Genomic DNA, 25697 nt, shown 5'->3' with positions numbered 1-25697 from the left:
GGAGCGCCTTATGAAACGACTGCACGTGATTGACTCACACACCGGCGGTGAACCTACACGCCTGGTCATGAACGGCTTTCCCGAACTGGCGGGTGCCTCGATCGCCGATCAACTGGACCACCTGCGCACCCACCACGATCAATGGCGCCGCGCCTGCCTGCTGGAGCCCCGGGGCAACGATGTGCTGGTGGGCGCGCTGTACTGTGCGCCAGTCACGCCGGGGGCGACCTGCGGGGTGATCTTCTTCAACAACGCCGGCTACCTCGGCATGTGCGGCCACGGCACCATTGGCCTGATTGCCTCGCTGCATCACCTGGGGCTGATCCAACCGGGCGTGCACAGCCTCGACACGCCGGTCGGCCCGGTCGCGGCCACCTTGCACGAAGACGGCAGCGTGACCCTGCGCAATGTGCCCGCTTACCGCTATCGCAAACAGGTGGCGGTTGAAGTGCCTGGGCATGGCGTGGTGCTGGGCGACATCGCCTGGGGCGGCAACTGGTTCTTCCTGGTGTCGGACCACGGCCATGAGTTGCAGCTGGATAACGTGGAGGCCCTGACCGACTACACCTGGGCCATGCTCAAGGCCCTCGAAGCCCAAGGCATCCGTGGCGCAGACGGTGCGCTGATCGACCATATCGAATTGTTCGCCGACGACGCCCACGCTGACAGCCGCAACTTCGTGATGTGCCCCGGCAAAGCCTATGACCGCTCCCCCTGCGGCACCGGCACCAGCGCCAAGCTCGCCTGCCTGGCCGCCGACGCAAAACTGGCCGCAGGAGAACCCTGGGTACAAGCCAGCATCACCGGCAGCCAGTTCCTGGGCCGCTATGAGTGGGACGGCGAACACGTACGCCCATTCATCACCGGCCGCGCCTACATGACCGCCGACAGCACCTTGCTGATCGACGAACAAGACCCGTTTGCCTGGGGCATCTGAGCCCATTATTCATTCAACTGAAACCGGAGTTAGCACCATGAGCGACAACATCTTCACCGGCTGCATGCCCGCCCTGATGACCCCTTGCACCGCCGAGCGCCAACCGGACTTCGATGCCCTGGTGGCCAAGGGTCGCGAGCTGATCGACATCGGCATGAGTGCCGTGGTGTATTGCGGCTCCATGGGCGACTGGCCGCTGCTCACCGAGGCCCAGCGCCAGGAAGGCGTGGCGCGCCTGGTGGCTGCGGGTGTGCCGACCATCGTCGGTACGGGGGCGGTGAACAGCCGTGAAGCCGTATCCCACGCAGCCCATGCCGCCAAAGTCGGCGCCCATGGTTTGATGGTGATTCCCCGTGTGCTGTCCCGAGGGGCTTCGGTCACTGCGCAAAAGGCCCACTTTGCAGCGATCCTCAACGCCGCCCCCAACCTGCCGGCGGTGATCTACAACAGCCCCTACTACGGTTTCGCCACCCGCGCTGATTTGTTCTTCGAACTGCGCCGCGAGCACCCGAACCTGATCGGCTTCAAGGAGTTCGGCGGCGCCGCCGACCTGCGCTACGCCGCCGAAAACATCACCTCCCAGGATGACGATGTGACTCTGATGGTCGGCGTCGATACCCAAGTGGTGCACGGCTTCGTCAACTGCAACGCCACCGGCGCCATTACCGGCATCGGCAACGCACTGCCCCGCGAAGTGCTGCAACTGGTGGCGCTGAGCAAAAAAGCCGCCAAGGGCGATGCCAAGGCGCGTCGCCAGGCCCGCGAGCTGGAAGCTGCACTGGCGGTGTTGTCGTCGTTCGACGAGGGCTGCGACCTGGTGCTGTATTACAAGCATCTGATGGTGCTCAACGGCGACCAGGGTTACGCCCTGCACTTCAACGAAACCGACGACCTCAGCGCTGCCCAGCGCCGGTATGCCGAGCAGCAGTACGCGCTGTTCCGCCAGTGGTATGCCAACTGGTCGGCCGAACAGAACGTCGTTTGATTTTCTGTAGGAGCGAGCTTGCTGTGGCGAGGGAGCTTGCTCCCGCTGACTGCGCAGCAGTCTCCGGCTTTTATTGGGGGCGCTTCGCACCCCAGCGCAAGCATGCTTGCTCGTCACAAAAGCTCGCGCCTACAACACTCCTCTGTTTTTCAGGATGCCCCCATGACTCTGACAGGCAAGATGCTGATCGGACAGCAATCCGTTTGCGGCCATCGCGATGCGATCCGGGCGATCAACCCCGCTACCAACACCCCACTGGAACCCGCCTACGCTGGCGGGGATGAGCAGCACGTCGACCAGGCCTGCGCACTGGCGTGGGCCGCGTTCGACGCTTACCGCGAAACCACCTTGGCAGATCGCGCCACGTTGCTTGAAACCATCGCCACCCACATCGAAGCCCTGGGCGATGAGTTGATCGAACGCGCCTGCGCCGAAACCGGCTTGCCGCGCGCACGCATTGAAGGTGAACGCGGCCGTACCTGCGGGCAACTGCGCGCTTTTGCCCGCACCGTGCGCCTGGGCGAATGGCTCGACGTGCGCGTCGATACCGCACAGCCCCAGCGCCAGCCCCTGCCCCGCGCCGACCTGCGCCAGCGCCATATCGCCCTGGGCCCGGTAGCCGTGTTCGGAGCCAGCAACTTCCCTCTGGCCTTCTCAGTGGCGGGCGGCGATACCGCATCGGCCCTTGCCGCCGGTTGCCCGGTGATCGTCAAGGCGCATAACGCGCACCCCGGCACTAGCGAACTGGTGGGCCGCGCCATCGCCCAGGCGGTTAAAGAGTGTGGCTTGCCGGAAGGTGTGTTTTCACTGCTCTACGGCGCGGGTAACGAGGTGGGTATCGCATTGGTGCGCGACCCGCGCATCAAGGCCGTAGGCTTCACGGGGTCGCGCAGTGGCGGTATCGCCCTGTACCAAGCGGCGCAGGCACGCCCGGAGCCGATCCCGGTGTACGCGGAAATGAGCTCGATCAACCCGGTGTACCTGTTTCCTGCTGCGCTTGAAGCTCGGAGCGAAGCCTTGGCCGATGGGTTCGTCGCGTCGCTGACCCAAGGCGCCGGCCAGTTCTGTACCAACCCTGGCCTGGTGATCGCCCTGCAAGGCGCCGCTCTGGACCGTTTTGTCCAATCCGCCAGTGAGCGTCTCTCGCGTTGCCCGTCCCAGACCATGCTCACACCGGGTATTTTCAGCGCCTGCGAAACCGGCCTGAAGACCCTGGCCCAGCACGCCACCATAGCCGCCAAAGGCTTGCCAGCGACCGGGCCAAACCAGGGCCAGCCCCATCTGTTCGTGACCCAGGCCGAGGCGTTCCTGAACAATGAACACCTGCAAGCCGAAGTATTCGGCGCCGCCTCGCTGGTGGTGCAGTGCCGCGATGTCGAGCACATGCGCCAGGTGTCCGAGCACCTGGAAGGTCAACTCACCGCCACCCTGCACATGGATGACCACGACCTGCCAAAGGCGCGGGCATTGCTGCCGGTGCTGGAGCGCAAGGCTGGGCGCCTGCTGGTGAACGGCTGGCCGACCGGCGTAGAAGTGTGCGACGCCATGGTGCATGGCGGGCCCTTTCCGGCGACTTCGGATGCGCGCAGTACCTCGGTGGGCACGGCGGCGATCCTGCGATTCCTGCGCCCGGTGTGTTACCAGGACGTCCCGGACGCCTTGCTGCCCACCGCGCTGCAGCACGACAACCCGCTGCGGTTGCGGCGCCTGCTCGACGGCCAGCGAGAAGCATGATCATGGCCGATCCCAAGCAAGCAGACATCGTAGTAGTCGGCGCCGGCATTATCGGCGTCGCCTGCGCCTTGCAGCTGGCACGCCAAGGCCGCCGAGTCGTCGTGCTCGACCCGCAGGCACCCGGCATGGGTGCCTCCTACGGCAACGCCGGCCACCTGGCGACGGAACAGGTGTTTCCCATCGCCGACCTGTCGATCCTCAAGCGCTTGCCCGCCATGCTCCTGGACCCCATGGGCCCGCTGCGCCTGGACTGGACCTATCTGCCCCGCGCCCTGCCCTGGTTTATCCGCCTGTTGCTCAACCTGCGGCCAGCGCGTTACCAGCGCACCGTGGCCGGCCTTCGCGCGCTGAACGAAGGTAGCCTGGGCGCGTGGCAACGCTTGCTGCAATCGATGGGTCAAACGCAATTGCTGCGTGAAGACGGTTCGCTATTGGTGTATGAGCGCGCCGAATCCCGCGCTGCACTGGATGCAGTGCAGCAACGCATGCGGCAGCAAGGCGTCGCCGTGGACTTCTGGAGCGGCGATGCGGTGCGCAAGGCTGCGCCGCAACTGAGCGACGCCATACAAGGCGGTTTGTTCTTTCCCGCTACCGGACATTTTTTGGACCCGTACACGGTGGTTGGCGAACTGGTGAACGCGGCCAAGGCTGAGGGGGTGCAATTTCTTCAGCAGCGCGTTCTGGACGGACGCCTGGAGGGTAGCGGCGTTTCCCTGACGACCGACCAAGGCGTACTGACAGCGCAGCAAGTGCTGATCGCCTGCGGCGCCCACTCGGCCAAACTCACCGCAGCTCTCACCGGCAAACAGGTACCGCTGGACACCGAACGCGGTTACCACCTGATGCTGCCCCACGAACAACAGCGCCTGCCCTTCGCGGTCACTTCACTGGAGCGCAAATTCATCATGACGCCCATGACCGGTGGCCTGCGCCTGGCCGGCACGGTCGAATTCGCCGGCCTCGACCGCCCGGCCAATATGCAACGGGCCTGGCAGTTGCACCGGTTGAGCAAAGGGCTGTTCCGACATGACCTGAGCGACAGCGCAGCCACGCCCTGGATGGGGTTTCGCCCTTCCCTGCCCGACTCGCTGCCGATCATTGACCGGGTGTGCGAAGGCAAAGTGCTGCTTGCATTTGGTCACCAGCATTTGGGACTGACACAAGCGGCGGTGACGGCCGAGTGGGTTGGGCAGCTTGCTGCGGGTGAGCGGGTGCCAGAACTGCAGCCTTATCGGCTGGATCGTTTCTGAACCTTACTGTGGTAAGCGCGAAGTGCTGAATAACGCATCAGCCGTTTCTTGGATTTCATCGCGCATCCATAGCTTGTTCAACCAACCGACAGGGATAGCCTGGACGCCGTAATACGCCCCCGCCAGTTGCCCAACGATTGCGGCAGTAGTGTCTGCGTCATCCCCAAGGTTGGCGGCGGCCAGTATCGCTTCAGCAAAGTTGGAGGTCTGATCGAAACACCAGAATGCAGCCTCCAGCGAAGCCACCGCATAACCTGAGCCAACGATTTGAGCAGAGGTCTTATCGCGATAGTCGCCAGAGGCGATAGCCTTGACCTTAGGAGCCGACAGCGCGGTGTGGGAAAAACTCAGCACCTGTTTCTTTGGCACGCCGCTCAGGGCATTGCTGATAGCCTCGGCCAGCAGCAGGCAGCACTCGATAGCCTCCTGCGCGGCATGCGTAGTTCGCGAGCTTTGCTCGGCAAACAGGTGGATGTCCGCCCTATCTGGAAAGTAAAACAACACGACAGGTGCGAGACGCATCATTGAACCATTGCCGGCCGAATACGGATGTGTTGAGCCCGCAAAAGCGTTGCCACTTTGCTGAAATTGCTCCAGCGCTTCGCGAACCGTCATGCCGATATCAAAGCACTCTCCGGTAGAACTCAAGTAACCCCACTTCCACCAATTCAGATAACGTCCCATCTGGTCCATCGCGTCAAAACCGCCTTTGCGCAACAGGCTTTCGGCCAGACACAGTGCCATGGACGTATCGTCAGTCCATTGGCCAGGCTTGAGACTAAACGGTCCGCCGCCTAGCATATCCGTCACGGGAGAAAAGCTGCCGCGGGGCATGAATTCAACCGTCGTCCCTACAGCATCGCCACACGCCAGCCCAAGTAGGCTGCCGCGATAACGATCCAAAAGCGTGATATCCATTGCCACTCCTCGTGAAAATCTTGCTACACCCGCCAGGCTACTTGACCAACCGCTTCTCCTTGGAGGGGCGATAGCCGAAATACGCGCTGTAGCATTTGCTGAAATGGCTCGGCGAGACAAACCCGCACGCCACCAGCACATCCACTTGGGATAACTCGGTGTGCTGCAACAGGCGTCGCGCCTCAGTGACGCGCAGTTCCATGTAGTAGCGCTGCGGCGTGGTACCCAGCTGTTCTTTGAACAGGCGCTCCAACTGGCGGCGGGAACGGCCGGCGTAGACGGCGAGTTGATCGAGTTCCAGGGGTTCTTCGAGGTTGGCGTCCATCAACTTCACCACCTCGCGCAGCGGCGCGCTGACACAGATGTTTTCGGTGGGTTTGATGCGGCGGTAGCGCGATTCTTCGAACGCCAGAATATCTTCGATGCCTTCGACCAAGGCTTTGCCATGCAGGCTCTTGATCCAGTCCAGGGCCATATGGAAAGCCCCCGAGGGGCTGGACGCGGTGAGGCGGTCGCGGTCGATGACGTAGGGTTCGCTGGTGACCTGCGCCGCCTTGGACACTTCGGCCAGTGCCGGCCGATGCTCGGGATGGATGGCACAGCGATAACCCTGCAGCAGCCCCGCACGCCCGAGGAACCACGAGCCGTTCCACAAACCGGCGAGGCGCACGCCCGCTTCACCCGCACTGCGCAGCCATTGGATAAATGGCTCGCTGGCCTTGAGTTCGGTACGAAAACCACCGCAGATCACCAATAGGTCCAAGTCCTGCAAGGTCGTCAGCATCAGGTTCGCATCCGGGCGAATGACCAGGCCCAGGTCGCTGATGACTTCGCCCTCACCCCAGCCGAAGGTGCGCGTAGCGAACAGATCAGGGCGCAACAGATTGGCAGTCACCAGCGTATCGAGGGTCTGGGTAAAGGCCGGCAAGGAGAAGTGTTCGAGCAGCAGGAAACCGACACGGGTGACCGAGGTTGATTGCTGGGGGTTATCACTGAGGTAGCGCAGGTTCTTGCCTTGCATGCCACCGCTGAACTGGCGTCTTTCCATCGAGGGTCGGCCCACGCTTATTGTTGTGCAGTGGGCGCTATCTTAGGGGCAAATGCAGTGGCTGTCTCAGGTGACGCTCAAGGCGGGTAGCGGCCATTGCACTGATCTTGATAAAAACTGTTCGCTTCAAAAGCCACGGCCCAGGCGCTGCGCGCTGATCTGATACGGTTTTTTCTTTTCAATCTGCGCCTGTATTGAAAACCGCTTGAGGCGGACAATAGCCCCATCCCGACATTCCTGTCGTCCCCTTCCCCTCGGAGGCCTTATGACCAAGATGGCAATTTTCCTGTTTGGCTTTTTGGTGTTGACCATTGGCATCGGCATGTTGGCGACCATCTCACCGGTCTAAGCCCGCATCAACGTGGCGAGGGAGCTTGCTCCCGTGACGGCCTCATACCCGACGCCCCACGATCCAACTGTGGGAGCTGGCTTGCCTGCGATGACGGCCTGACAGCCGACGCCTATCTACCTGACACCCCGCGATCAAACTGTGGGAGCGGGCTTGCTCGCGAAGGCGGCCTGACAGCCGACACAATTGGATTGTGTGCATATCCATCGCTGCGGTAACGGCCACTTAGGGTTCCGCCTGACGGCGGGTCACTTTGGAAAAGAGCCGGAATGCCGGCCCAGCCCAAAGTAACCAAAGGGCTCTTGCCCCACCCCTCGGCACCTCGCCTTGGCTCGGTGTGCCCGAACGCAGGCTTCGCATCGTGGTTACCTACGCCCGCCTCAGCCCACAAACAGCATCGGATACAGCGACAGCACCAACAGCCCGGCCATGGACCAGTTGAACATCCGTAACCAGCGCGGCTCGCGCAGCAAGTTGCGCAAGCCACTGCCACACCCCACCCATACGCACACACTCGGCAGGTTGACCACCGCAAAAACCAGGGCGATCACCAGCACATTGGTGACATAACCCTCGGCCGGCGTGTAGGTGGTAATCGCCCCCAACGCCATGATCCAGGCTTTGGGATTGACCCACTGGAAGGCCGCCGCACCGAGGAAGGTCATCGGCTTGCCGTGTTCATCCGGGTTGTCAGACATGCCGCCCGCATTGGCAATCTTCCACGCCAGGTACAACAAATACGCGGCGCCGACATAACGCAACAGCGTGTAAGCCCACGGGAACAGCTTGAACACCTCGCCCAAGCCCAGCCCCACACAGATCACCAACAGCATGAAGCCGATACTGATCCCCAGTGCATGGGGCATCGAACGGCGAAAGCCGAAATTCACGCCTGAGGCCAGCAACATGGTGTTGTTGGGCCCAGGGGTGATCGAAGAGACAAAAGCGAACAGCACGAAGGCTGATAACAGGCTGGTAGACATGAACATGGCGCGGCATCCAAGCGGTGGTGATGTGCCTGCGACAGTAGTGGGTTATGGCGCGCTGCGCCCCGTACAGCTAGGGGTGGATCGAGGCATACACTTGCACAGCCTAAGCGCTTACCGAGACGCGTCGGGAACCGGTGTGGGAACCTGCCATGCCGGTTTTTTGCCCTCCTGACTGTCGAACATACGCCGCGCCTTGCGAAAGTCCTCCACGTTTTCGACCACCCAGGTCCAGACAGGCGACATGCGAATCAAAAGCTCCCTGCCCAGGGGCGTCAGCTCGTACTCGACGCGTGGCGGAATCTCACCGAACTCGCGTCGAACCAAAAAACCATCGCGCTCCATGGCGCGTAGGGTCTTGGTCAACATGCGCTGAGTCACACCCGTCATCTGCCGTTTTATCTCGGCATGACGCATCGCACCGTACACACCCAAGGCATGCAGGATGCCCAATGACCAGCGGCTACCGGCGTGAGCCAGGACTTCACGCCTGACGCCATCGTCTTCTTCCCTGAGCGACTGGCAGATAATTTCTGCCTGGCTGAGCGTTTCATGATCGGTCATTTCTACCCCTGGTATCACACGTGTGCCTTCTTATGAGCGCTGCCGAATCGTGCCAGCATGGGCTCATCTTATCGCCAACAGGTCTGCGGAGAAATCATGCCTGAAATGCCCCCACTTCCCTCTCAATCGATCCTCGTTCTAGGCGCCGGCGAACTCGGCCTGCCGGTTTTGCGCAACCTGGCGCGTGAGGCCAAACGCGCGCCCGGTTCCACTATTAGCGTGCTGCTCAGGGAATCGACCATCAACACGCAAATGCCCGAAAAAAAGGCAGAGGTCGACGAGCTGCGCAGCCTGGGCATCCAGATGGTCGCCGCAGACTTGGTGAACGACTCAATCGATCAACTTGCCAAGGTCTTCGCACGCTTCGATACCGTGATCGGCTGCGCAGGCATGGTCGCGGGCCGAGAAACCCCGATGAAGCTGGCGACCGCCGCGCTCAAGTCCGGCGTGAATCGCTACTTCCCCTGGCAGTTCGGCGTGGATTTCGAAGTAATTGGTCGGGGCAGCCCCCAGGATCTGTTCGATGCCCAGCTCGATGTGCGCGAGTTGCTGCGCGCCCAGCACAACACTGAATGGGTCATCATCTCGACAGGCATGTTCACCAGCTTCCTGTTCGAGCCGGTGTTCGAGGTCGTCGACTTCGACAACAACACAGTCAACGCCCTGGGCAGTCTGGAGAACAGCGTGACGCTCACCACACCGGACGACATCGGTACGCTGACAGCACACATCGTGTTCTTCGAACCCCGCCTGCGCAATCAGATTGTCTACCTGGCCGGCGACACCGTGACGTATGGGCAGGTTGCGAGCATGCTGGAGCGTGTTCTGGATCGCCCGTTCAAACGCAACGTGTGGACGGTTGACTATCTCATGCAGGCACTGGAGCAAGACCCCACACACCACATCAAGAAGTACCGTGCCGTATTCGCACAAGGCAAGGGTGTGGCCTGGCCTAAGGCGGCCACCTTCAACGAGCAACAGTCGATTCCGGTCACCACTGCCGAGCAGTGGGCTCGGGAAAACCTTGCAGGCCATTGAAAGTCGGATTCTGAAGCCAGCCGTAAAGGCTGGCACAGGTGAAGGGACGGTTAGCGGCTTTGAGCTTCACGCTGCTGGTCAGAGGCATGTTGTTTTTTTACATGCTTGCGCGACCTGAGCTCGTATTGATGGTGAATAAACCAGGCGACCAACAACACCCCAGTGACGCCAAAAACCAAGACCAACAGCTCTAGTGCGGTACCTTCATGTGAAAACATTTTTCGTTCCTCGTCCTGAAGCCGTATGACCTAAAAAACAGCCACACCGAAATTGTTTGTAATAATTCAAACATTTTAAGGGTAGTCGGCAAATCCGCACGTGACAACCCCTGATCGGCCCAGAACCCTTGATCTAGACATGTCACTCGTCGAAAACACGTATAAATCACAGGCAATAAAAAACCCCGTAGACGCTGATCTACGGGGTTTGTGTTCGCTTACTTGCTGCCAGAAGCGTCCTGCTCGACCACCATATCCAACACGTAGACCGTCGAAGGCGCATCCGCTGGCGGATTCTTCCATTCGTACTGCTTGACCCGCAGCACAGTGCGCACGCCGTCATGATGCACAAAGCCTTCGATAGGCTGGTACAGCGGATGCCAGGTGTCTTGGGTCGCCAGTTGCAGGCCCGCGTCGTCATAACGACGCTCGCGCACTTGCAGGCACTGATAATCTGGATTCAAAGGATGGCTGCACTTGACCGTCTTGGCCGCCACTTCCAGAAACTTGACCTCACCCTCGCTACCGTAGCGGGTCTGCGGGGTGGCCTCGCCTTGCAGCTTGAGCACCGAGCCATCCGCTGTCGTCAGTTGCAGCATCGGCGCCACGTTATCGCCGGTGATCACAGCGCGCAGCTCACCCTTGAACAGCCGCCCTACCTGGGCATCAAGGTCCATCAGGCTCTTGTCACAGGCCATCAGCGTAGAGGCCAGTGGCTGAACCTTCAGAACCCCGTCCTGATAGTGAAAGCCGCCGAACTGACGATTGCAGCCACCGCTGATGCTCAGGTTCTTGTCACCGAAGGCAACACGCAACTTGCGCTCGATGCCTTTGTTCATCGCCACCAGAGGCTTGCCCGACGCATCCGTTGCCGAGACTAGGTTCCAGTCGTAAGCGGATAAGGTTGGCTGGGCTACAGCAACTGAGGTAGTAGGCATTGAAGGTGATTCTTCATGGCTTTTGGAAGGGGCGGCACAGCCTTGGATGAGTGCAGCACAAACGGCTACAAGAAGAATTTTTTGTTTCATGGTTCACTCTGTCAGCTTTGATGAGCCCGGGCGTTATCCTGCGCTGGCAGGATAAGCGCGCGGCTGAACCGGCATGAGGAGGTCGCTTGAGGCTTTACTGAGCGTAGACCCAATGCGCGCTTGGCGGACCTCTTCCTTGGCCGATAGCAATCGGACATCATTTGCTTCGATCAGTTTCACGCATGACGCGCCGTTATCAACCCACGGCTGCCCTTGATGTATGTGTGTTGTCGCCCTATGTTATTGGCATTCATGGAGGATTCTGACTGATGCCACGCGTGGGATTGATACTGACACCCGGTTTTTCGGACTGGGAATACGCTTTCATTGCTGGAACTGCGTCTCCGTATTACGGGATCGACGTCAGGTTTTTCGCTTCTGCTACGGGGCAATTTCGCTCGCAGGGTGGATTGGTGGTAACGGTCGATAGCAGTTTGCAACAATGTCTGGACTGGAAGCCGGACGTTGTAGCCGTGATTGGAGGAATGGTCTGGGAGCGTGCAGAAGCACCCGATATTCGAGCGTTTCTTCATGCTAGTCGTTCAAGTGGAGCGACAATTGCCGGTATCTGTGGAGGAACGCTGGCACTCGCCAGGGCCAGCCTTCTCGACACCGTTCCTCATACATCGAACAGCGCTGACTTCCTGCAACAGAATGCCGTGGGTTATAAGGGGGGCACGCTTTATCGAAGCAGTCCAGTGGCTGTGGTTGCAGACCGCATCATAACTGCTCCAGGCCCTGCACCCGTTAGCTTCACCTGCGCAGTGTTCGAAGCTGCCGGGCTATCTTGCGAGACCACTTCTCAATTCAGATCAATGTTGGCAGCGGAACATCGGTGACTGCGTCGTCCTACAAAACAGCCGGTTAGGTGATGTGTTCGAGTCGCCGCCCATGGACGATTTTTGCCTATTGTGAACGACTGAAATCGCCATTCAATGAACCGGATTCCGAGAACGTTATCCAGGAATACTGGAAGGATTTAGGCTCGACTTGATGGCTCCGCCGCCGATAGCTGCCCAGATCAGCGCTGTGGCAATAAGTACAATGTTCGAGCACCTGAATCTGTTCAATACTCACACCGCTCGCCACCAAGTGGCGCAGCGCATATTTTCGTAGATCAAACCAGGCTTCATTATGTGTGATCTCAGGTTCGACCCAAGGCACACTCGCCGGTGGCACGCGATAGGGGGTCCACGGCGCAGAATCGTTTTGCCAAAGATGGCTATCGACATGTTCAATACCTTCGACAAACTTCCTGCTCACCTCATAACAACAGGGGCCGATAGATGGGCCTATCGCTATTCTCAATCCCGCAAGAGAAGCACCTTCTTTCTCTAGCCGGCCGATCGAATGACCGAGAATACCTGCTTTCAAACCCTGCCATCCGGCGTGGATTGCCGCTACAAGTGGTTGATCAACCGAAGCAACCAGAACAGGCAAGCAATCGGCAGTAATGACCGCTATCGCACCCTGGACTCCTCTTGAGAATAGTGCATCGGCGACAGGACGTTCATCTCGTCCTTTCCCGTCAGCATCGACGATGTGCGTACCGTGAACCTGAGCACAGTAAAGTGTTCCTTCCGGCAGCGTTAAATTTCCCGAAGTCTCGAAACCGTGGTCCACGCCGGGGATTTCGAGCAGCAACGAAGACAGGTAGGTCATAGAGCAGATCCTATCGACGGCAACCCGGGTACCGGCATATCATCCGTAAGAGGGATGGGTCAAGTTCGCTTAGAACTCTATGTTTCGGATGAGGTGAGCCCACGTTTAACGGCGTCTCAAATTTGCTGAAAAAAGGCAGGGTTACGCAAGCGATCCGGAAAATTGCGGAAGCGATGACTAAATCGCAGGCATTAAAAAACCCCGTAGACGCTAATCTACGGGGTTTCTAAGAGTGGAGGCCGAGGTCGGAATCGAACCGGCGTAGGCGGATTTGCAATCCGCTGCATAACCATTTTGCTACTCGGCCTCAAACGATCAATGCCCTTGTTGCTGACATTCACCGCATACAAACTTGAGTGGGCTACGTGATGCCTGCCTCTACTCTAAACCATTGAATACATTGAAGTTTTTAATGCTTCATTGCGTTCGATGGGCGCCATTATGTACTCATTTGCCTAGGCCTGCAACCCCTTGATTTCAAAAAATATTCTGCCTTGGCATCAAGGGGTTGCGCGTCTGCCCTACTCCTTCACTGTTTGGATTTGGTAGTGCGGGTCGGCCTTGATCTGGGCTTCGGTGAAGGGCAACGGGTGCAGTTTTTTCTCGGAGAAGGCTTGGGTCTGGTCCTTTGAATAAGCGGACGCCGGGTTGCTGGACTCGGAGAATGCCAGGACGCCGACTGCGTTGGGGCCTTTGTCGTCGAAGCTGACGATTTGCAGGTAGCTGGTGCCGCTGACGACTTCGCGTTTGCCGTCGGCGCGGGGCACGGTTTGCATGGCGTTGTAGATGCCCACTTCTTGCGGGCCGCCGTGGATGGGGGTTTGGCCGGAGACTTGGATATCGCCCCAGCGGGTCTGCCCCAGTTTGCTGACCTCAGCGCTGGAGGCCAGCATGGCTTCCAGCAGGGCCTTGGCGACAGGGGCGCGGTCAATGGCGAGGCCGCTTGGGGTGGTCAGTGGATGGGCCGGGTCGAAGGCCACGCGCCGGGCATCGGGGATTTGCTGCAGGTGTTGCATCAGGTTGATGAAGTGCACCAAGCCCACGCCGCTGTCGAGGTTGGCGCGCTGGTCCCAGTTTTTCAGGCTGGTGCACAGCGGTTGTAGCGCGTTGGCGTCGGTGCCGAGTTGGTTGGCGCAGAATGTCAGCAAGTCGGGCATGACCTGGCCCGCCAGGTACACCTCGTTGTCCATGACCATGTCTTGCAGGTCGGTGACGCTGATCGGCTGCTGCTCAAGGGCTTGCAGGCGCTGGAGCGCGAAGCGCGCGCGCGGGCCGAGGCCGATGTTGTCCTGGCTGATCACCGGCGAGAAGCCGCTCAGCGGCGCCTTGGGGTTGGCCATCCAGGCAGAATCATTGGAGTGCTGCACGTAGTCGGTGCGTTGCAGTTGGGGCAACTGGTCGGCCGGAAAGATACCGGGCTGGGCCGCGCGCGGGTCGATATCCCAGGCGCAGGCGCTGTGGGCGCCGTCAAGCATGATCATTTGCAGGCCGGCCCGTGGGTCGCTGCATGTTGCCAGTTTAGCGGCGCTGACGTTGGGCACCACCGACAGGTTCATGTACAGGCTCTGGCCCTGGTCATCGGCGGCCAGGGTGTTGACCCAGGGGATGCCTTGCAGGGTATGCACCGAGCTTTGCAGTTCCTTGAGGCTGCTGGCGCGGTTCATGGCGTACCACTGTTGCAGCACCCGGTCGTTGCCCAGGTTGGCGTCGCGCAGGCTGAAGGCGTAGTGGCTGTCCCAGTCGAGCTTGCCCGGCCATTGCACCACGGGGCCGAACTGCGAACTGTAGACGTTGTGGGACACGGCCTTGAGGCTGCCGTCAGCTTGCTTGACCTGGACTGTTACGGCCGTTTTTTCCAGTGGGATGGACTTGCCGTCCAGCAGATAACGGGTGGCGTCCTTGGGGTCGAGGGTCAAGCGGTACAGGGTGAAGTGTTTGGAGGTGTCGACGGTGTGGGTCCACGCCACATGCTGGTTGAAACCGATGTTCACCACGGGCAGCCCTGGCAATGCGGCGCCCATCACATCCAGCTGGCCAGGGATGGTCAGGTGCATCTGGTAAAAACGCATGCCGCCCAGCCAAGGAAAATGCGGGTTGGCCAGCAGCATGCCACGGCCATTGAATGAGCGGTCACGGCCCACGGCGACGGCATTGCTGCCTCGGTCCAGCGTGAAGCGTTGCTGGTTGGCCGCGGCCAGTGCAAAGCCTTTGGCGTCGGATTGGACATCGGCGGTGGCTTGGGGTGGTGTTGCCCCGACCAGGGCTTCGGCGAATTGGCCGACGCCCCCTTCCACCAATAGCCTGCGGGTCAACTTGACCAGGTCTTGGACTACCAAGGGCCGTACCCACGCGGCCTGGCAATGCGCGGGTGCGCCCTGCTCCTTGAGGTAACGGTTGTAGCCGGCCACGTACCCTTCGAGGCGCTGTTGCATCTGCGGGCTCTGGGCTTTCCAGAATGCCGCCACTGCCTCGGGGGTATTCAACCAATTGAAGAACACATCGCTGGCGAGGTTGTTGCGCTCTTCCAGGGTCGCTTGGTCCGGCCCGAAAAACTTGGCGCGCTCGCCATTGACCGTGACCACTTCATTGGCCAGCAAGCACAGGTTGTCCTGGGCATAGGCGTACCCCATACCCACCCCCAGGCCACGCTCGTCAAAGGCGCGAATATGCGGCACGCCATAACTGGTACGCCGGATATCCGCCGACGCCTGCGTCACTTGCTCCCGTGCCGATACGGCCAGGCTCAACCCCAGCAACAGCCCTGCCACGCCCACTCTGGACAACCCGTTGGAAATAATCACGCCGACTCCACAGTCAAATTGAACACCCTCACAAGGGATGGTTACCCTACCGTAAGAACGCAAATCGACCGGAATAATTTAGCCGCACAAGGCTGTATATCGTCAGCGCTTGAAAGGTGACAAATCTGATACCGACAAATTTTCTACATTCATCGTTTCATGATTTGCCTCACTCGTTCGTCTTATTACTCAAGAGCACCATCTTTTCCTGATCAGGCTCTGAAAAGAAAAGGAGTTTTTGCATGTATAACCCGCAAGTGCCCACGGATGGACATTCAAAGGCCACCGATACTCACTTTGGCAACGATACACAGGCGTTCGGCAACGCGCCCGAACAGCAAGGCAACCAGCGCATACGCCACTTACTCAAGTGTTTCGGTTTGCGCACCAGCCTGATTCGACTGAAGGTCATCGACGCCCTCCTCACCGCTGCCGCCAACCAGCGCACCCTCGGGGTACGCGGCGTGCACAGCCACCTGCTGGAGCTGGGCATTCCGTTGTCGTTTCTCAGCGTGCGCGAGGTACTCAAGCGTCTGTGCAGCGAGGGTGTGATCACCCTGAACGCCGACAAGAGCTACAGCCTCCATGAAGAGGCTGCCAAGGTACTCGAAGGTCGTGCCTGACTGACACACGTCAGAAGTTAGGCTTGACCTTGCGGCGCATGATGCCGTTGATCACCACGACGACCACGGCAATCGCGATGGCCAGGTACTGGAAGGTTTTCTCGCTGATCACGCCAGTGTTCTGCAGATAAGACAGGCCGAACATCGCGCCCAGTACAGCCAGGGCAATCAGAAGCGAGTATTTCAAGCGTTGCTTTTGGGTCATGACGAATTCCTGGACCTGAAGGATGTATCCACTGTGTATCGCCGCGCATGCCAAGCACATACCCAACTACGGGGATGGCACGGCGTCGGCGGGGTCTTATGTTACAGGCGATGAACAGATTTGGCTTGTCCTACGCCTGACAGACCTTTGAAGCCCCTTGGAGAATTGTGAAATGCTTCGACGACTCATCCTGCTGGTTCCCTTGATGATCATGCTGAGCCTGGGCGGTTGTTTCTTCTTCCCGCGCGGCGGTGGCTGGCATGATCGCCACGATGATGGCGGCCGAGTTTACGAACGTCGCTGATCCCCTCGGGAGTACTCCGCTCTAACGAGCTGCCCCTGCGTGCTCACTGTGCGCAGCAAGCCCACTTTCCCCGTGTTGCTGCACCGACGCGTTACATATTCGTTAATAACATTTCCCCGGGTGCCTTCGGAACCTTCCGTCGCTCTCATCCCAATCATTCGAGGCCCAAACAAGGAAGAATCATCCCTCGGATTATCATCAGGACGCGTGGGCCAATGCCATTGGAATAACTCACTTGATTTCAGGTATCGCCCACCATCGCCTGCGCCGAAACGTCTCCAGCGATGAAATCGCCCCTCCTGCCCACACCCGTCCGATGCCAGGGACGGTCCAGACGATAGCCGTTCCGGACGTGGATGCGATCACGCCGGTCAGTGCGATTCGTTCTGACCTGATCAAGGGCCTTCAAATAACTGATCAACGCTTGTTGCTCAATCAATACCAACAACTCAACCAGGACATCCAGGCACTGCTGCTGCGCCAGCCGACGCTCAGCAGTGTTATCGAGCAGCAATTGAATCGCAGCTTCGGTACTACACCGCCTGTAGACGCCTCGTCACTGTATGTGCATCGCTATCACACTGATGAACACGGCCAACGCACATTAATCTCGGTGCAGAGCATCACCGAAGCCCTGTTCAACGCACTGCGCCAGCTCAAGGCACCTCCCGGCGCCCAGGCCTCGACCAGTACTGCCAGCACGGAAGTCGGCTTCTACACCAGCGCCTCGCCAAGCGAAAGCAGCCAGCAATTGCACGCTCGCGACACCCTCCTTTCGATTGCACAAACCATCGAAAAAGAACTGCCCCTGAGCCTTTCCCGATTCTGGACCGAGCCACGCACGGGCGAACCCAACCCCGAGTCACCCCAGAACGAATTGCTCAGTATCCACCGAGAGATGCTATCCACCCTCGCCGCCTTGGGCGTGGAAGACGGTGCGTTAACGCCCGCCGCCAAATCATTGATCGACAAGGCGCTTGAGTATCCAACCCTGCAGGCTCGGGAAAGCGCGATGAGGGATGGCGAAAGGCCCGGTGTCTACCCGCTCAAATTGGATACCCCAAGCCCAGAGGGCAGCCTGCTGGCAGGGGCCTTCCTGATCACCAGCAGCGATGGATCGTCGGCGACACGCCCATTCAGTAGCGCACAGACAGACCGAACCTTACTTCCTGGCCAACAGCAAGGGCTGACGGTGCTTTACACACCTCGCGATGGCTACGAAACCTTCGACAGCCCGGCCAAGGCACTTGCGACCTTGCGTCAACGCATTAATGACGACCCCGAAGCCGCAGCGCAGCTACTGCAGAGTTTGCCGGTGGAGGTTCAAAACGGCTTGAAGGATGACTGGAAAAACCACTTGAGCCAGGACCTCTCCCCAGTGACCGGCGACGTCATTGCCACAGGCGTGCCGCAGTTGCTGGAGCGCCAGCGGCATCAGGTGAGTAACGCACTGCAAGCGTTGTATGAGTCGAACAACGTTGAGCCGACGCTTGTCGACCCGTGGGGGCATCTTCTGACTGAGACGGGCCTGCCTGAGGCTGCCGACCTGGGACCGCATTTCGACGGCAACAGCGCCCTGTTGGCGCGTGCGCAATGGCTGGACGAGCGCGCGAACAGCATCGACGCGCGCCAGGCATTGGATCAACGCCTGGGTGATCAGAAAAACTGGCGATACCTTGCGCAAAAACTCAACGAGTCTGCCCAGGCCTTGCCGCAAAGCCCGACAGAACGTGAGGTGTCGGCCCTGCTGAAAAATACGCCGATGAATATCGCGCCAGACTCAGCCCATTACCAAGCCTACATACGGACACCTGGCATGTCCGTAAGCCTCGAAGCCTTCCTGCTTGAAAACGGCGTGCCATTGCCCAAGACCGTGGTCGACTTGCTGGCCTTGGCGCAAAGCGCAAAAGCACGCGCACAGCAACACCCCTTGGGCAACTTCGCAGGGGGCCTGTCCTGGCCGATCCCCTTGGATGTCAGCCAACAAGACACGCTGCGCACGGCCGCCGTCGAACATGCCAACAGCGATCCCGACTTACCGCAGGGGAATCCCAAGCGCGGCGTACTGGAACATCTGGGTAGAAACCTGAGTTTCTCCGAGCAGGCACTGGCGGACCCGGTCAAGGTGCTCGAAACCCTGATCAGCTCCAAGGATGGCCAGGCTCTCGGCCAAGCCATGCAAACCAAAATGAATGGTATCGCCACCGACACCAGCGCAAACGACTATGCCCTGGCGGCGATCCAATTGATGCTGGACCCCGAGTCGTTGACGGCGCCTGTGCGAAACCATGTGGCGGGTTTCGACCTGGCGCAGAAAGGTCATTGGGGCAAACCGCTTTCGACCATCACCAACAGCCTGCGCCAACACTTGATTGACACGGGGCGCGAATCCCCTGAGCTCGCTGGCGCGGCCGCACATCTGTTACTCAGACGCACTGCGCCGCAATTGCTGGTCAAGGACATTCCTGATTCGGTAGTTTACGGCAGCGCCGCGTGGGCGAACCTTTGCATTGCAGTAGCCGCCATTGAAGCCAAGACTCCAGGCCGCGTGGCCGCCCTGTCTTATGCCGAAGTGATGATCACCGCCGACACTGCTGGCGCCGTGCCCGCCTCTGCGCAAGCCGCAGTGATGTTGGATTGGGCCGTGGCCAATGACATTCTTCCAGCGAAAGACGATGCCCTGTATCAGCCAGCCGACCTGGAAAAAGCCCAGGCGCTGTTCAAAGCACAACTCGATACGCTGATAGAAGCCTCATCGCTCATCGGCGGGAGTTTTCCAAGCCGTAAACACATGGCGCTGGACCTCCTCGTGAAGACATTCGGCCCTGGCATGGACTTCGAGCTCAAGATGTTTTCCAGATACAATGGCGATACGCCCAGCGCGCCGCGCTCACTGGTGGAAATCGTCATGGAAGAACGGGTCATGGAGGGTCGCTGGGTACTCACGAAAGAAAATACCGGCGTGGACCTTGATGCCGTTATTGCCTTCACCCACAGCGCGCCATTCAATATTCAACGAGCGTTTGAGGATGCCTTTTCTACCGCCTTGGACAATCATAAGACCGTTAAAAAAACAGCTCTCCTCAACGCGCTCAGCAACCTGCTGCCCGAAGACAGAAAAAACTTGACCCAGGGCAAGCTCAATTATTTTCAAGAAAAAAGTTACAAGGTGGGCATGATCCCTTTCGAAGGTGACACCTTGTTTCACACCAGCCCTACGGTACTGGTCACCGCGCAAAACAATGGACAAACCACCACCTATGAGTTCGATACGGTAAACGGCGTTATCCGAAGCCGGGGCAACCGAAAAACACCGGCGGCCCCTGTCAAGTTCTCCAACGAGATAATCAGGGAAGAGCCATTTTATCCGGACAGAGACAACGTCAAGATCGTTGACAGCGGGCAATCGATTCTCGCAAGTATCCCGGCCAACCCTGTGCCGTTTTCATGGATCGACCTGGGTGATTTGAAGGAAAGCAAGCTGGATCGCGAACAGCCCTCCACGGCACCCCAGCCGTATATGTTCCTGAACCCACGCACTCACCATATCGCCGACTCCGTGCTCAAGGCGTTGGACCTGGACAATCCCGCCATCAAGAAAGCCGCTGCGGGGACCACGACCTTTGAGCGTAATCATGAAAAGCTGACGAACTTCAAAGAGTTTTTGCTCGACCTTATTCCCTTCCGTTCCGCAATCGTCAATTTCATGGACGGCAACTACGGCGAGGGGATCACTGACGTCACCCTGGATATTTTCGGTTTGGTCACCGCCGGCATCGGCTTGGCGGCCAAACTCGGAAAAGTACTGGGTACGGCTGGGTCAGCAGTGAGCAAGGCGCTCAAGGCAACGAAAATCATGGTGCCAGCCCTGCTCAAGGAGTTGAACCCGTTAAACGGCGTGGGTGATCTGCTAAAGGGCTCGGGTAAACTCATTTACGAAAGCGTTGAAGCGATAGCTGGTGCGGTGCCATCCCTGAAGGGAAGCGCAAGCCACGAAGCGCTGATCAGCGCCGCAAGCCGCTACGAGGCAGCGGCAACCGGGACCTTCAAGGTGGGCAACCAGCGGGTTCATGGCTCTGCCGTCAAACACAACGGTAAATGGTACCCCTACGATGTGCATAAGCAGGAGGCTTACGGTGCGCCTCAAGCTTTTGATCCTGCGCATACGCTGATGCCACCCTCACCCCATGCTGACTTTTCCCCTCGGGGGCACATGAACGCTCGGCAAAACACGCGATTTCAACCCTACAAAAGACCCACCCCAAAAGCGCCGAACATCAATGGACACACGCCGACGATCGTAAACAAAACCGATCATCTGGACGCCATCAAAGACGAATACGTAAAACATATTAAAGGCGCCCCCAACGAAGGCCACTTCACACCCAGCCGAAGGCAACCGACACAAGAGCGGTTCAACGCAGAAATGGATGCTTTCCATCAAAAACTGGACCCGTTGAACCCACAAAATCGCCCCATAATTCCAGAAACGAAACCTTACGAGACAGTGCCCGACCTGATCGAAAAAGCCTTGGACAATTCCGACGTGGTGGTATTCGGGGAGAGTCACCAGCATTTGGCCATGTTCCGCGAAATTGACGCAAGCATCGACCTGTTCAAGCGCAAAAATGTAAAGGTGGTCGGCATTGAAGGTGTCGTCTATGACAACAATGGACTACTCAAGGACGATGGCATGGGCCATACCGGCCACGGTTTGCGGCCCGCCCACCCTCAATTCAATCTGCAGACGTTGATCAGAAAATTCAAGGATGCCGGAATAGAAGTCGTGCCCCTTGACCACTTTTATCTGACACGCCACCGGCATGACCGTAAGGCCTACACGACGCTAAGCGAAACCGAACGAAACCTGAAAAGACTCAAAGAGTTCAACTACTACGCCGCACGCGTCATTGAACAACACAAGCATAAGGGTAAAGTGATCGCCTTGGTGGGCCGCCAGCACATCAACTCCACTCAAGGCGTCACCGGCTTGGCTGAGGCGACCGGAGGCATTGGCATCGGTGTTTACGAACGAACAGGCATGAAGGTGGGCTACGGCACGAACTCCACGGATGCCAAACCGGGCCCGCTGGGTACCCTGAACGCTGACAACGATCTGGCGGGAGATCTGCAAATCTTTTCGCCAGCAACCTGATAACACGCTAAATAGTTGCCTGCGTAGCACGCAGGCAACGTTCGAGCCCATCAGCCGCCATGCACCCACCGCTGGTGCAACCAACGCGCTAACGCATCCAGCGCAAACCCCAGCCCCCCAATCACCACCACCATCGCCATCAACTCCGAATACGCCAGGCGATCACGCGTATCGAGGATGTAATACCCCAGTCCCGCACTGACCCCAAGCATTTCGCAGGGCACCAGTACGATCCACAGGATGCCGATGGCCAGGCGCACGCCGGTCAGCACATGGCCGACGACGCCAGGAATGATCACCCGACGCAATGTCTCCCAACGCGTCGCGCTCAAGCTCTTGCTCAACTGCAACCAGCGCGGGTCGAGCTGACGCACGCCCGCTGCGGTGTTGAGCATGATCGGCCAGACAGCGGCAAAGGCCAGAAGGAAGTAGATAGGCTGATCGCCCACACCCATCAGCATCACCACGATCGGCATCCAGGACAGTGGTGAAATCATCCGCAGAAACTGGAACGCCGGCGTGGTCGCCGCCTCTAGGTTACGCGAACTGCCCACCAGCAACCCGAGGGGTACGCCTACCAACAACGCGATAAACAGCCCGACGAAAATACGCTTCAGGCTCACGGCGATATGCAGGTACAACTCACCCCGCCCGAGCAATTCCCACAAGCTGCTGGCGGTGGCCTCCAGGGAAAAGCGCGCCGATAGGCCATCAGCCTCGCCGAACACGTTCACGCCCAGCCACCACAGCACCAACAAACCCGCCAAGCCACTCAGCCCCAGCCACCAGCCGGGGATTCTGCTGTTGTTCAAGCGCCGATCTCCTCGTGCCGCTCATAACCATCCGGCAAACCGAAGGTCTGCATGCCACCCACGGCTTCGATCGCGTTGCGCACGAAGCGGTCGTCCACCAGGTCCTTGGCCACGAAGGCAGGGTCCAGGCCTGCGAGAAACTTCTTGTCGCCTTCGATCAAGGTGTCCTTCAAGCGCCGCACCAGTTCTTCGGTGTAGCTGGGGAACGGGTACGGTTGGAAGTCGATGCGGTGCTCGTCCCAGTTGGCGTGCTGGATCGCGCCGTCGGCCACGTAGGAGGCGCGGTCGCTGGCCGCCGGCGCCAGGACTTTGCTCAACACCGGCTCGGCATGGGGCGTGTAACGGTTCGGGCCATCCTTGGACAGCAGCTTCACTGCCTCTTCACGGTTGTCGCGGGTCCACACCTGGGCCTTGACGATGGCGTTCACCACCTTCTGCGACCACTCCGGACGGTTGGCCAGGTCGTGCTCGTGCATGAACACCACGCAGCAGGCATGGTTTCGCCACACGTCACCCGTGAAGCGTTGCACGCGACCGACCTTGAGGTTTTCTGCCAAGGCATTGAACGGCTCGGCGACGATGTAGCCGTCGATGCGTTTGCTCGCCAAAGCCGGAGGCATGTCCGAGGGCGGCAACACGATCAGGTTGACCTCATTGGCAGCAATCGAACTGCCGGTGGCACGGGTGACCGGCGTGAGGCCGTTATCGCGGAACAGTTGCTGCACCACCACGTTATGGATCGAGTACCAGAACGGAATCGCCACCGACTTACCGCCCAGTTGCTTCACGTCGGTAATGCCAGGGGATACGGTCAAGCCCGAACCGCCCACATGGTTCCATGCCACGACTTTGGCCGGGACCTTACTGGCGTAGCGCGCCCATACGGTCATTGGCGACAGCAGGTGTATCACGTTGACCTGGCCGGAGATAAACGCCTCGATCACCTGGGCCCAGCTACGCAACAACACCGGGCGCTCGGCCTTGATGCCTTCGGCTTCGAACAGGCCGTTGTTGTGGGCAACCAGCAGTGGCGTGGCGTCAGTGATGGGCAAGTAGCCGATGCGGACCGGCGCGTCGGGCTCATTGGCGGCGCGCGCCTGCAGGCTGCTCAACAGGGGCAAGGCGCCCGCGGCACTGAGCACGGCAGAGAGCTTGAGAAAGTCACGGCGCGAGTGGGTCAGGTCATCCAGACACATGGGTAAACTCCTGTTGTTCAAGGGGGTTGGGTTGAGGGCGGCTCGCCTGCCGTAAGGTTTTCAAAATCTCGATACGCAGCGCGCCAATGGCCTCGACCTGCTCTTCCCGAGGGTGCGGCAGGTCGATAGCCCACTCGCCCAACGTCCGCGCCGGGCGGTTACCCAGTAGCAGGATGCGGTCCGACAGCAACAGCGCTTCGTCGATGTCGTGGGTGATCAATACGGCCGCCGAGCCTTGCTCACGATTGACCTTGAGCAACAGGTGCTGCATATCGGCGCGAGTCACTTCATCGAGCGCGCCGAAGGGCTCGTCGAGCAGTAACACTTGTGGCTGACGCGCCAGGCAGCGGGCCAGTGCCGTGCGCTGTGCCATGCCACCGGACAATTGCGCCGGGAACTGCTGACGCGCAGGCTCCAGCCCCACCGCTGCAATGGCGTGGTCAACACGACGGCGGCGTTCTTCACCACTCAAGTGCGGTTGGCGAGCGAAATCCAGGCCGAAGGCAACGTTTTTTTCCAGGGTCAGCCAAGGCAACAGGCTCGGGTCTTGAAAAGCCACCACCACGCGCGGATGCGGGCCGCTCAACGGCTCGCCCAATACCTGCACGCGGCCAGCCTGAGGTGCCTGCAAGCCGGCTAGCACGCGCAGCAGGCTGGATTTGCCCACGCCGCTCGGGCCCAGGATCGACACCACTTCACCCGGTTGCAAGTGCAAGTCGAAGCCTTGCAACACCGGCCCGCTGCCATACCCCAGGCAAATGCCCTGGGCCGTCAATACCGCCTGGCTCATAGATTGGCCTGGCGGTGTAGCTCGGTACGCAGTTGCACCAGGCTGGGCGTTACGATCGGTACAAAGGCCGACTCGCGCCAGCGCCGGGCAAAGCCGCTGCCGTGGGCGGTCAGGTAGGCCTTGCCACCGCTGGCTTGCAGTTCAAGCTGCACAGCGCTGGCGGCGGTTTCGGCCAGCGCGATACGCAGCTTGAACAGCGGTATCGGCTCGGCGGTAAAGCGCCCGGCCAACAGCCCGCTTTTAAGCTCGCTGACCAGATGATCCAGGGTCACGCGCAGGGCTTCCAACTCGTCGCGCAACACGGTGCGACTGGCGCCCAAATGGTGGGCTACTTCAGCCAGGGAACGCCGCGCCAAACCAATCGACATGCCGCACTGCAAGCCTAGAAACGCCGGGCGTACCGCCGGTAAAAACTTGCGCGCATCCTCGTGCAGCAACCATTCGCGACTCAGCTCCACGCCTTCCAGGCCAAGCGCTGCGGTGTTGCTCGATTGCAGCCCGAGCAGCTCCAGGTCGCGGGAGCGCTGCAACCCGGCCACCGAATCCGGAATCGCCAGGATAAATGGCGCGCCGCCCCCTGCATGCTCGATGGCCGCCGCAGCGACAAAGCCATTCTTGCGCAAGTTGGTCACCCAGTGCAGGCGACCGTTGAGGGTCCAACCGTGGTCGTTGGGCTCGGCGCTGATCTGCAACGACTCGATACCCGACAGAAACTTCATCGCATTCGACAGCCCGGTGGCCCCAGCCAACTTGCCGCTGAGCAGGTCAGGCATCAGTTGCTCGCGCAGACGCTGATTGGGACTCTGCAGCAAGTACTCGATAAACGAGCGCTGGCCCCAGCACACAAACGCCGCCGCTAGGGAATGGCTGGCTACATTGGCGATGGCCTCGACCGCACCCGCCACGTCACCGCCCAGGCCGCCCAACTGGGTGGGTACACCGATTTTCAGAATATTGGCTTCTGCCAGCCGCGGCAGCACTTCCTGTGGATCGCAACTGCCCACGTCCAGGGCCTGCGCTTGAACATCGAGCCAACGGCTCAAGATTGGGTCAAGCATTCATGTTTCTCCTTTTACAGCGGGTGGGCCAACGCC

22 protein-coding genes and 1 tRNA gene are annotated in these 25697 nt (G+C 59.7%); 9 read left to right on the top strand and 14 right to left on the bottom strand.

Annotated features, from left to right (window positions below; translation table 11 throughout):
- Positions 1–10: 10 nt before the first annotated feature.
- The 4 genes from BOP96_RS08135 to BOP96_RS08120 all read left to right on the top strand — a co-directional run bounded on the left by BOP96_RS08135 (position 11) and on the right by BOP96_RS08120 (position 4906).
- Positions 11–937, top strand: a complete 927-nt coding sequence (locus BOP96_RS08135) for a 4-hydroxyproline epimerase (RefSeq protein WP_073452401.1) — start codon at positions 11–13, stop codon at positions 935–937.
- 37 nt (positions 938–974) lie between these two features.
- Complete coding sequence (locus BOP96_RS08130; protein WP_073452399.1) at positions 975–1922, top strand: dihydrodipicolinate synthase family protein; 948 nt, start codon at positions 975–977, stop codon at positions 1920–1922.
- A gap of 162 nt (positions 1923–2084) precedes the next feature.
- Complete coding sequence (locus BOP96_RS08125) at positions 2085–3656, top strand: aldehyde dehydrogenase (NADP(+)) (protein WP_073452397.1); 1572 nt, start codon at positions 2085–2087, stop codon at positions 3654–3656.
- 2 nt (positions 3657–3658) lie between these two features.
- Entirely contained in the window at positions 3659–4906 is a 1248-nt protein-coding gene (locus BOP96_RS08120) for an NAD(P)/FAD-dependent oxidoreductase (RefSeq protein ID WP_073452396.1), read from the top strand.
- A 3-nt stretch (positions 4907–4909) separates the two neighbouring features.
- Here BOP96_RS08120 and BOP96_RS08115 read toward each other — a convergent pair whose 3' ends face one another.
- From BOP96_RS08115 to BOP96_RS08095, 4 genes are all read right to left on the bottom strand, one after another.
- Positions 4910–5824, bottom strand: a complete 915-nt coding sequence (locus BOP96_RS08115; RefSeq protein WP_020302720.1) for an ADP-ribosylglycohydrolase family protein — start codon at positions 5822–5824, stop codon at positions 4910–4912.
- A gap of 37 nt (positions 5825–5861) precedes the next feature.
- Positions 5862–6845 (bottom strand): GlxA family transcriptional regulator, encoded by a 984-nt coding sequence (locus BOP96_RS08110; RefSeq protein ID WP_019817121.1) that lies wholly within the window; start codon positions 6843–6845, stop codon positions 5862–5864.
- A gap of 756 nt (positions 6846–7601) precedes the next feature.
- Positions 7602–8210, bottom strand: coding sequence for a LysE family translocator (locus BOP96_RS08100; protein ID WP_014718583.1), 609 nt, complete (start codon positions 8208–8210; stop codon positions 7602–7604).
- Positions 8211–8321: 111 nt separating this feature from the next.
- Positions 8322–8771: a winged helix-turn-helix transcriptional regulator gene (locus BOP96_RS08095; protein WP_019817122.1), complete on the bottom strand. Its 450-nt coding sequence runs from the start codon at positions 8769–8771 to the stop codon at positions 8322–8324.
- A gap of 96 nt (positions 8772–8867) precedes the next feature.
- On the opposite strand from BOP96_RS08095, the gene BOP96_RS08090 reads away from it, so the two are divergent.
- The gene (locus BOP96_RS08090; RefSeq protein ID WP_014718585.1) at positions 8868–9809 is read left to right on the top strand and encodes an aromatic alcohol reductase; all 942 of its coding nucleotides are present in this window, start codon (positions 8868–8870) and stop codon (positions 9807–9809) included.
- Between the two features lie 50 nt (positions 9810–9859).
- Here BOP96_RS08090 and BOP96_RS30045 read toward each other — a convergent pair whose 3' ends face one another.
- Both BOP96_RS30045 and BOP96_RS08085 read right to left on the bottom strand, forming a co-directional pair.
- Positions 9860–10027, bottom strand: coding sequence for a hypothetical protein (locus BOP96_RS30045; RefSeq protein WP_014718586.1), 168 nt, complete (start codon positions 10025–10027; stop codon positions 9860–9862).
- Positions 10028–10245: 218 nt separating this feature from the next.
- The gene (locus BOP96_RS08085; protein ID WP_238346832.1) at positions 10246–10965 is read right to left on the bottom strand and encodes an META and DUF4377 domain-containing protein; all 720 of its coding nucleotides are present in this window, start codon (positions 10963–10965) and stop codon (positions 10246–10248) included.
- Positions 10966–11324: 359 nt separating this feature from the next.
- Between BOP96_RS08085 and BOP96_RS08080 the strand changes: the two genes are divergently transcribed.
- Entirely contained in the window at positions 11325–11894 is a 570-nt protein-coding gene (locus BOP96_RS08080; RefSeq protein ID WP_073452390.1) for a DJ-1/PfpI family protein, read from the top strand.
- A gap of 67 nt (positions 11895–11961) precedes the next feature.
- On the opposite strand, the gene pgeF is transcribed toward BOP96_RS08080, so the two are convergent.
- From pgeF to pvdQ, 3 genes are all read right to left on the bottom strand, one after another.
- On the bottom strand, positions 11962–12717 hold the full coding sequence (gene pgeF / locus BOP96_RS08075) for a peptidoglycan editing factor PgeF (RefSeq protein ID WP_073452387.1): 756 nt from the start codon (positions 12715–12717) through the stop codon (positions 11962–11964).
- A 233-nt stretch (positions 12718–12950) separates the two neighbouring features.
- A tRNA-Cys gene (locus BOP96_RS08070) sits at positions 12951–13024 on the bottom strand.
- A gap of 214 nt (positions 13025–13238) precedes the next feature.
- Complete coding sequence (gene pvdQ, locus BOP96_RS08065) at positions 13239–15518, bottom strand: bifunctional acylase PvdQ (RefSeq protein WP_073452385.1); 2280 nt, start codon at positions 15516–15518, stop codon at positions 13239–13241.
- A 242-nt stretch (positions 15519–15760) separates the two neighbouring features.
- Between pvdQ and BOP96_RS08060 the strand changes: the two genes are divergently transcribed.
- Positions 15761–16141, top strand: a complete 381-nt coding sequence (locus BOP96_RS08060; RefSeq protein WP_019817127.1) for a hypothetical protein — start codon at positions 15761–15763, stop codon at positions 16139–16141.
- Positions 16142–16151: 10 nt separating this feature from the next.
- Here the strand turns inward: BOP96_RS08060 and BOP96_RS08055 are convergent, their stop codons facing one another.
- Positions 16152–16346 (bottom strand): hypothetical protein, encoded by a 195-nt coding sequence (locus BOP96_RS08055; protein ID WP_014718591.1) that lies wholly within the window; start codon positions 16344–16346, stop codon positions 16152–16154.
- Between the two features lie 172 nt (positions 16347–16518).
- On the opposite strand from BOP96_RS08055, the gene BOP96_RS30420 reads away from it, so the two are divergent.
- Positions 16519–16650, top strand: a complete 132-nt coding sequence (locus BOP96_RS30420; protein WP_019817128.1) for a hypothetical protein — start codon at positions 16519–16521, stop codon at positions 16648–16650.
- Positions 16651–16885: 235 nt separating this feature from the next.
- Entirely contained in the window at positions 16886–21805 is a 4920-nt protein-coding gene (locus BOP96_RS08050) for a membrane-targeted effector domain-containing toxin (RefSeq protein ID WP_073452383.1), read from the top strand.
- 50 nt (positions 21806–21855) lie between these two features.
- Here BOP96_RS08050 and BOP96_RS08045 read toward each other — a convergent pair whose 3' ends face one another.
- From BOP96_RS08045 to BOP96_RS08030, 4 genes are read right to left on the bottom strand one after another with little or no spacing between them, the layout of a single operon-like run.
- Positions 21856–22617, bottom strand: a complete 762-nt coding sequence (locus BOP96_RS08045; RefSeq protein WP_073452380.1) for an ABC transporter permease — start codon at positions 22615–22617, stop codon at positions 21856–21858.
- Positions 22614–23813 carry an ABC transporter substrate-binding protein gene (locus tag BOP96_RS08040; RefSeq protein WP_058409932.1) on the bottom strand — a complete coding sequence of 400 codons (1200 nt, stop codon included), beginning with the start codon at positions 23811–23813 and terminating at the stop codon, positions 22614–22616. The genes BOP96_RS08045 and BOP96_RS08040 overlap by 4 nt, the downstream gene beginning before the upstream one ends.
- Positions 23800–24603: an ABC transporter ATP-binding protein gene (locus BOP96_RS08035; protein WP_014718595.1), complete on the bottom strand. Its 804-nt coding sequence runs from the start codon at positions 24601–24603 to the stop codon at positions 23800–23802. The genes BOP96_RS08040 and BOP96_RS08035 overlap by 14 nt, the downstream gene beginning before the upstream one ends.
- Positions 24600–25661 (bottom strand): acyl-CoA dehydrogenase family protein, encoded by a 1062-nt coding sequence (locus BOP96_RS08030; protein ID WP_014718596.1) that lies wholly within the window; start codon positions 25659–25661, stop codon positions 24600–24602. The genes BOP96_RS08035 and BOP96_RS08030 overlap by 4 nt, the downstream gene beginning before the upstream one ends.
- Between the last annotated feature and the right edge of the window lie 36 nt (positions 25662–25697).

This window comes from Pseudomonas sp. FSL W5-0203, from assembly GCF_001896155.1.
In the GTDB taxonomy this organism is placed as follows: Bacteria; Pseudomonadota; Gammaproteobacteria; order Pseudomonadales; family Pseudomonadaceae; genus Aquipseudomonas; species Aquipseudomonas paracarnis.
Note: the sequence above shows the minus strand (reverse complement) of the source record. Positions and strands in the feature narration are given on the sequence as shown.

Excerpts from the sequence above, each read along its gene's own strand:
- BOP96_RS30420 (WP_019817128.1), top strand. The coding sequence starts at position 16,519 with ATGCTTCGACGACTCATCCTGCTGGTTCCCTTGATGATCATGCTGAGC.
- BOP96_RS08040 (WP_058409932.1), bottom strand. The coding sequence starts at position 23,813 with ATGTGTCTGGATGACCTGACCCACTCGCGCCGTGACTTTCTCAAGCTC.
- BOP96_RS08035 (WP_014718595.1), bottom strand. The coding sequence starts at position 24,603 with ATGAGCCAGGCGGTATTGACGGCCCAGGGCATTTGCCTGGGGTATGGC.
- BOP96_RS08080 (WP_073452390.1), top strand. The coding sequence starts at position 11,325 with ATGCCACGCGTGGGATTGATACTGACACCCGGTTTTTCGGACTGGGAA.
- BOP96_RS08100 (WP_014718583.1), bottom strand. The coding sequence starts at position 8,210 with ATGTTCATGTCTACCAGCCTGTTATCAGCCTTCGTGCTGTTCGCTTTT.
- BOP96_RS08115 (WP_020302720.1), bottom strand. The coding sequence starts at position 5,824 with ATGGATATCACGCTTTTGGATCGTTATCGCGGCAGCCTACTTGGGCTG.
- BOP96_RS08085 (WP_238346832.1), bottom strand. The coding sequence starts at position 10,965 with ATGCCTACTACCTCAGTTGCTGTAGCCCAGCCAACCTTATCCGCTTAC.
- BOP96_RS08125 (WP_073452397.1), top strand. The coding sequence starts at position 2,085 with ATGACTCTGACAGGCAAGATGCTGATCGGACAGCAATCCGTTTGCGGC.
- BOP96_RS08110 (WP_019817121.1), bottom strand. The coding sequence starts at position 6,845 with ATGCAAGGCAAGAACCTGCGCTACCTCAGTGATAACCCCCAGCAATCA.
- BOP96_RS08135 (WP_073452401.1), top strand. The coding sequence starts at position 11 with ATGAAACGACTGCACGTGATTGACTCACACACCGGCGGTGAACCTACA.
- pgeF (WP_073452387.1), bottom strand. The coding sequence starts at position 12,717 with ATGACCTACCTGTCTTCGTTGCTGCTCGAAATCCCCGGCGTGGACCAC.
- BOP96_RS08055 (WP_014718591.1), bottom strand. The coding sequence starts at position 16,346 with ATGACCCAAAAGCAACGCTTGAAATACTCGCTTCTGATTGCCCTGGCT.
- BOP96_RS08060 (WP_019817127.1), top strand. The coding sequence starts at position 15,761 with ATGTATAACCCGCAAGTGCCCACGGATGGACATTCAAAGGCCACCGAT.
- BOP96_RS08090 (WP_014718585.1), top strand. The coding sequence starts at position 8,868 with ATGCCTGAAATGCCCCCACTTCCCTCTCAATCGATCCTCGTTCTAGGC.
- BOP96_RS08130 (WP_073452399.1), top strand. The coding sequence starts at position 975 with ATGAGCGACAACATCTTCACCGGCTGCATGCCCGCCCTGATGACCCCT.
- BOP96_RS08030 (WP_014718596.1), bottom strand. The coding sequence starts at position 25,661 with ATGCTTGACCCAATCTTGAGCCGTTGGCTCGATGTTCAAGCGCAGGCC.
- BOP96_RS08095 (WP_019817122.1), bottom strand. The coding sequence starts at position 8,771 with ATGACCGATCATGAAACGCTCAGCCAGGCAGAAATTATCTGCCAGTCG.
- BOP96_RS08120 (WP_073452396.1), top strand. The coding sequence starts at position 3,659 with ATGGCCGATCCCAAGCAAGCAGACATCGTAGTAGTCGGCGCCGGCATT.
- BOP96_RS30045 (WP_014718586.1), bottom strand. The coding sequence starts at position 10,027 with ATGTTTTCACATGAAGGTACCGCACTAGAGCTGTTGGTCTTGGTTTTT.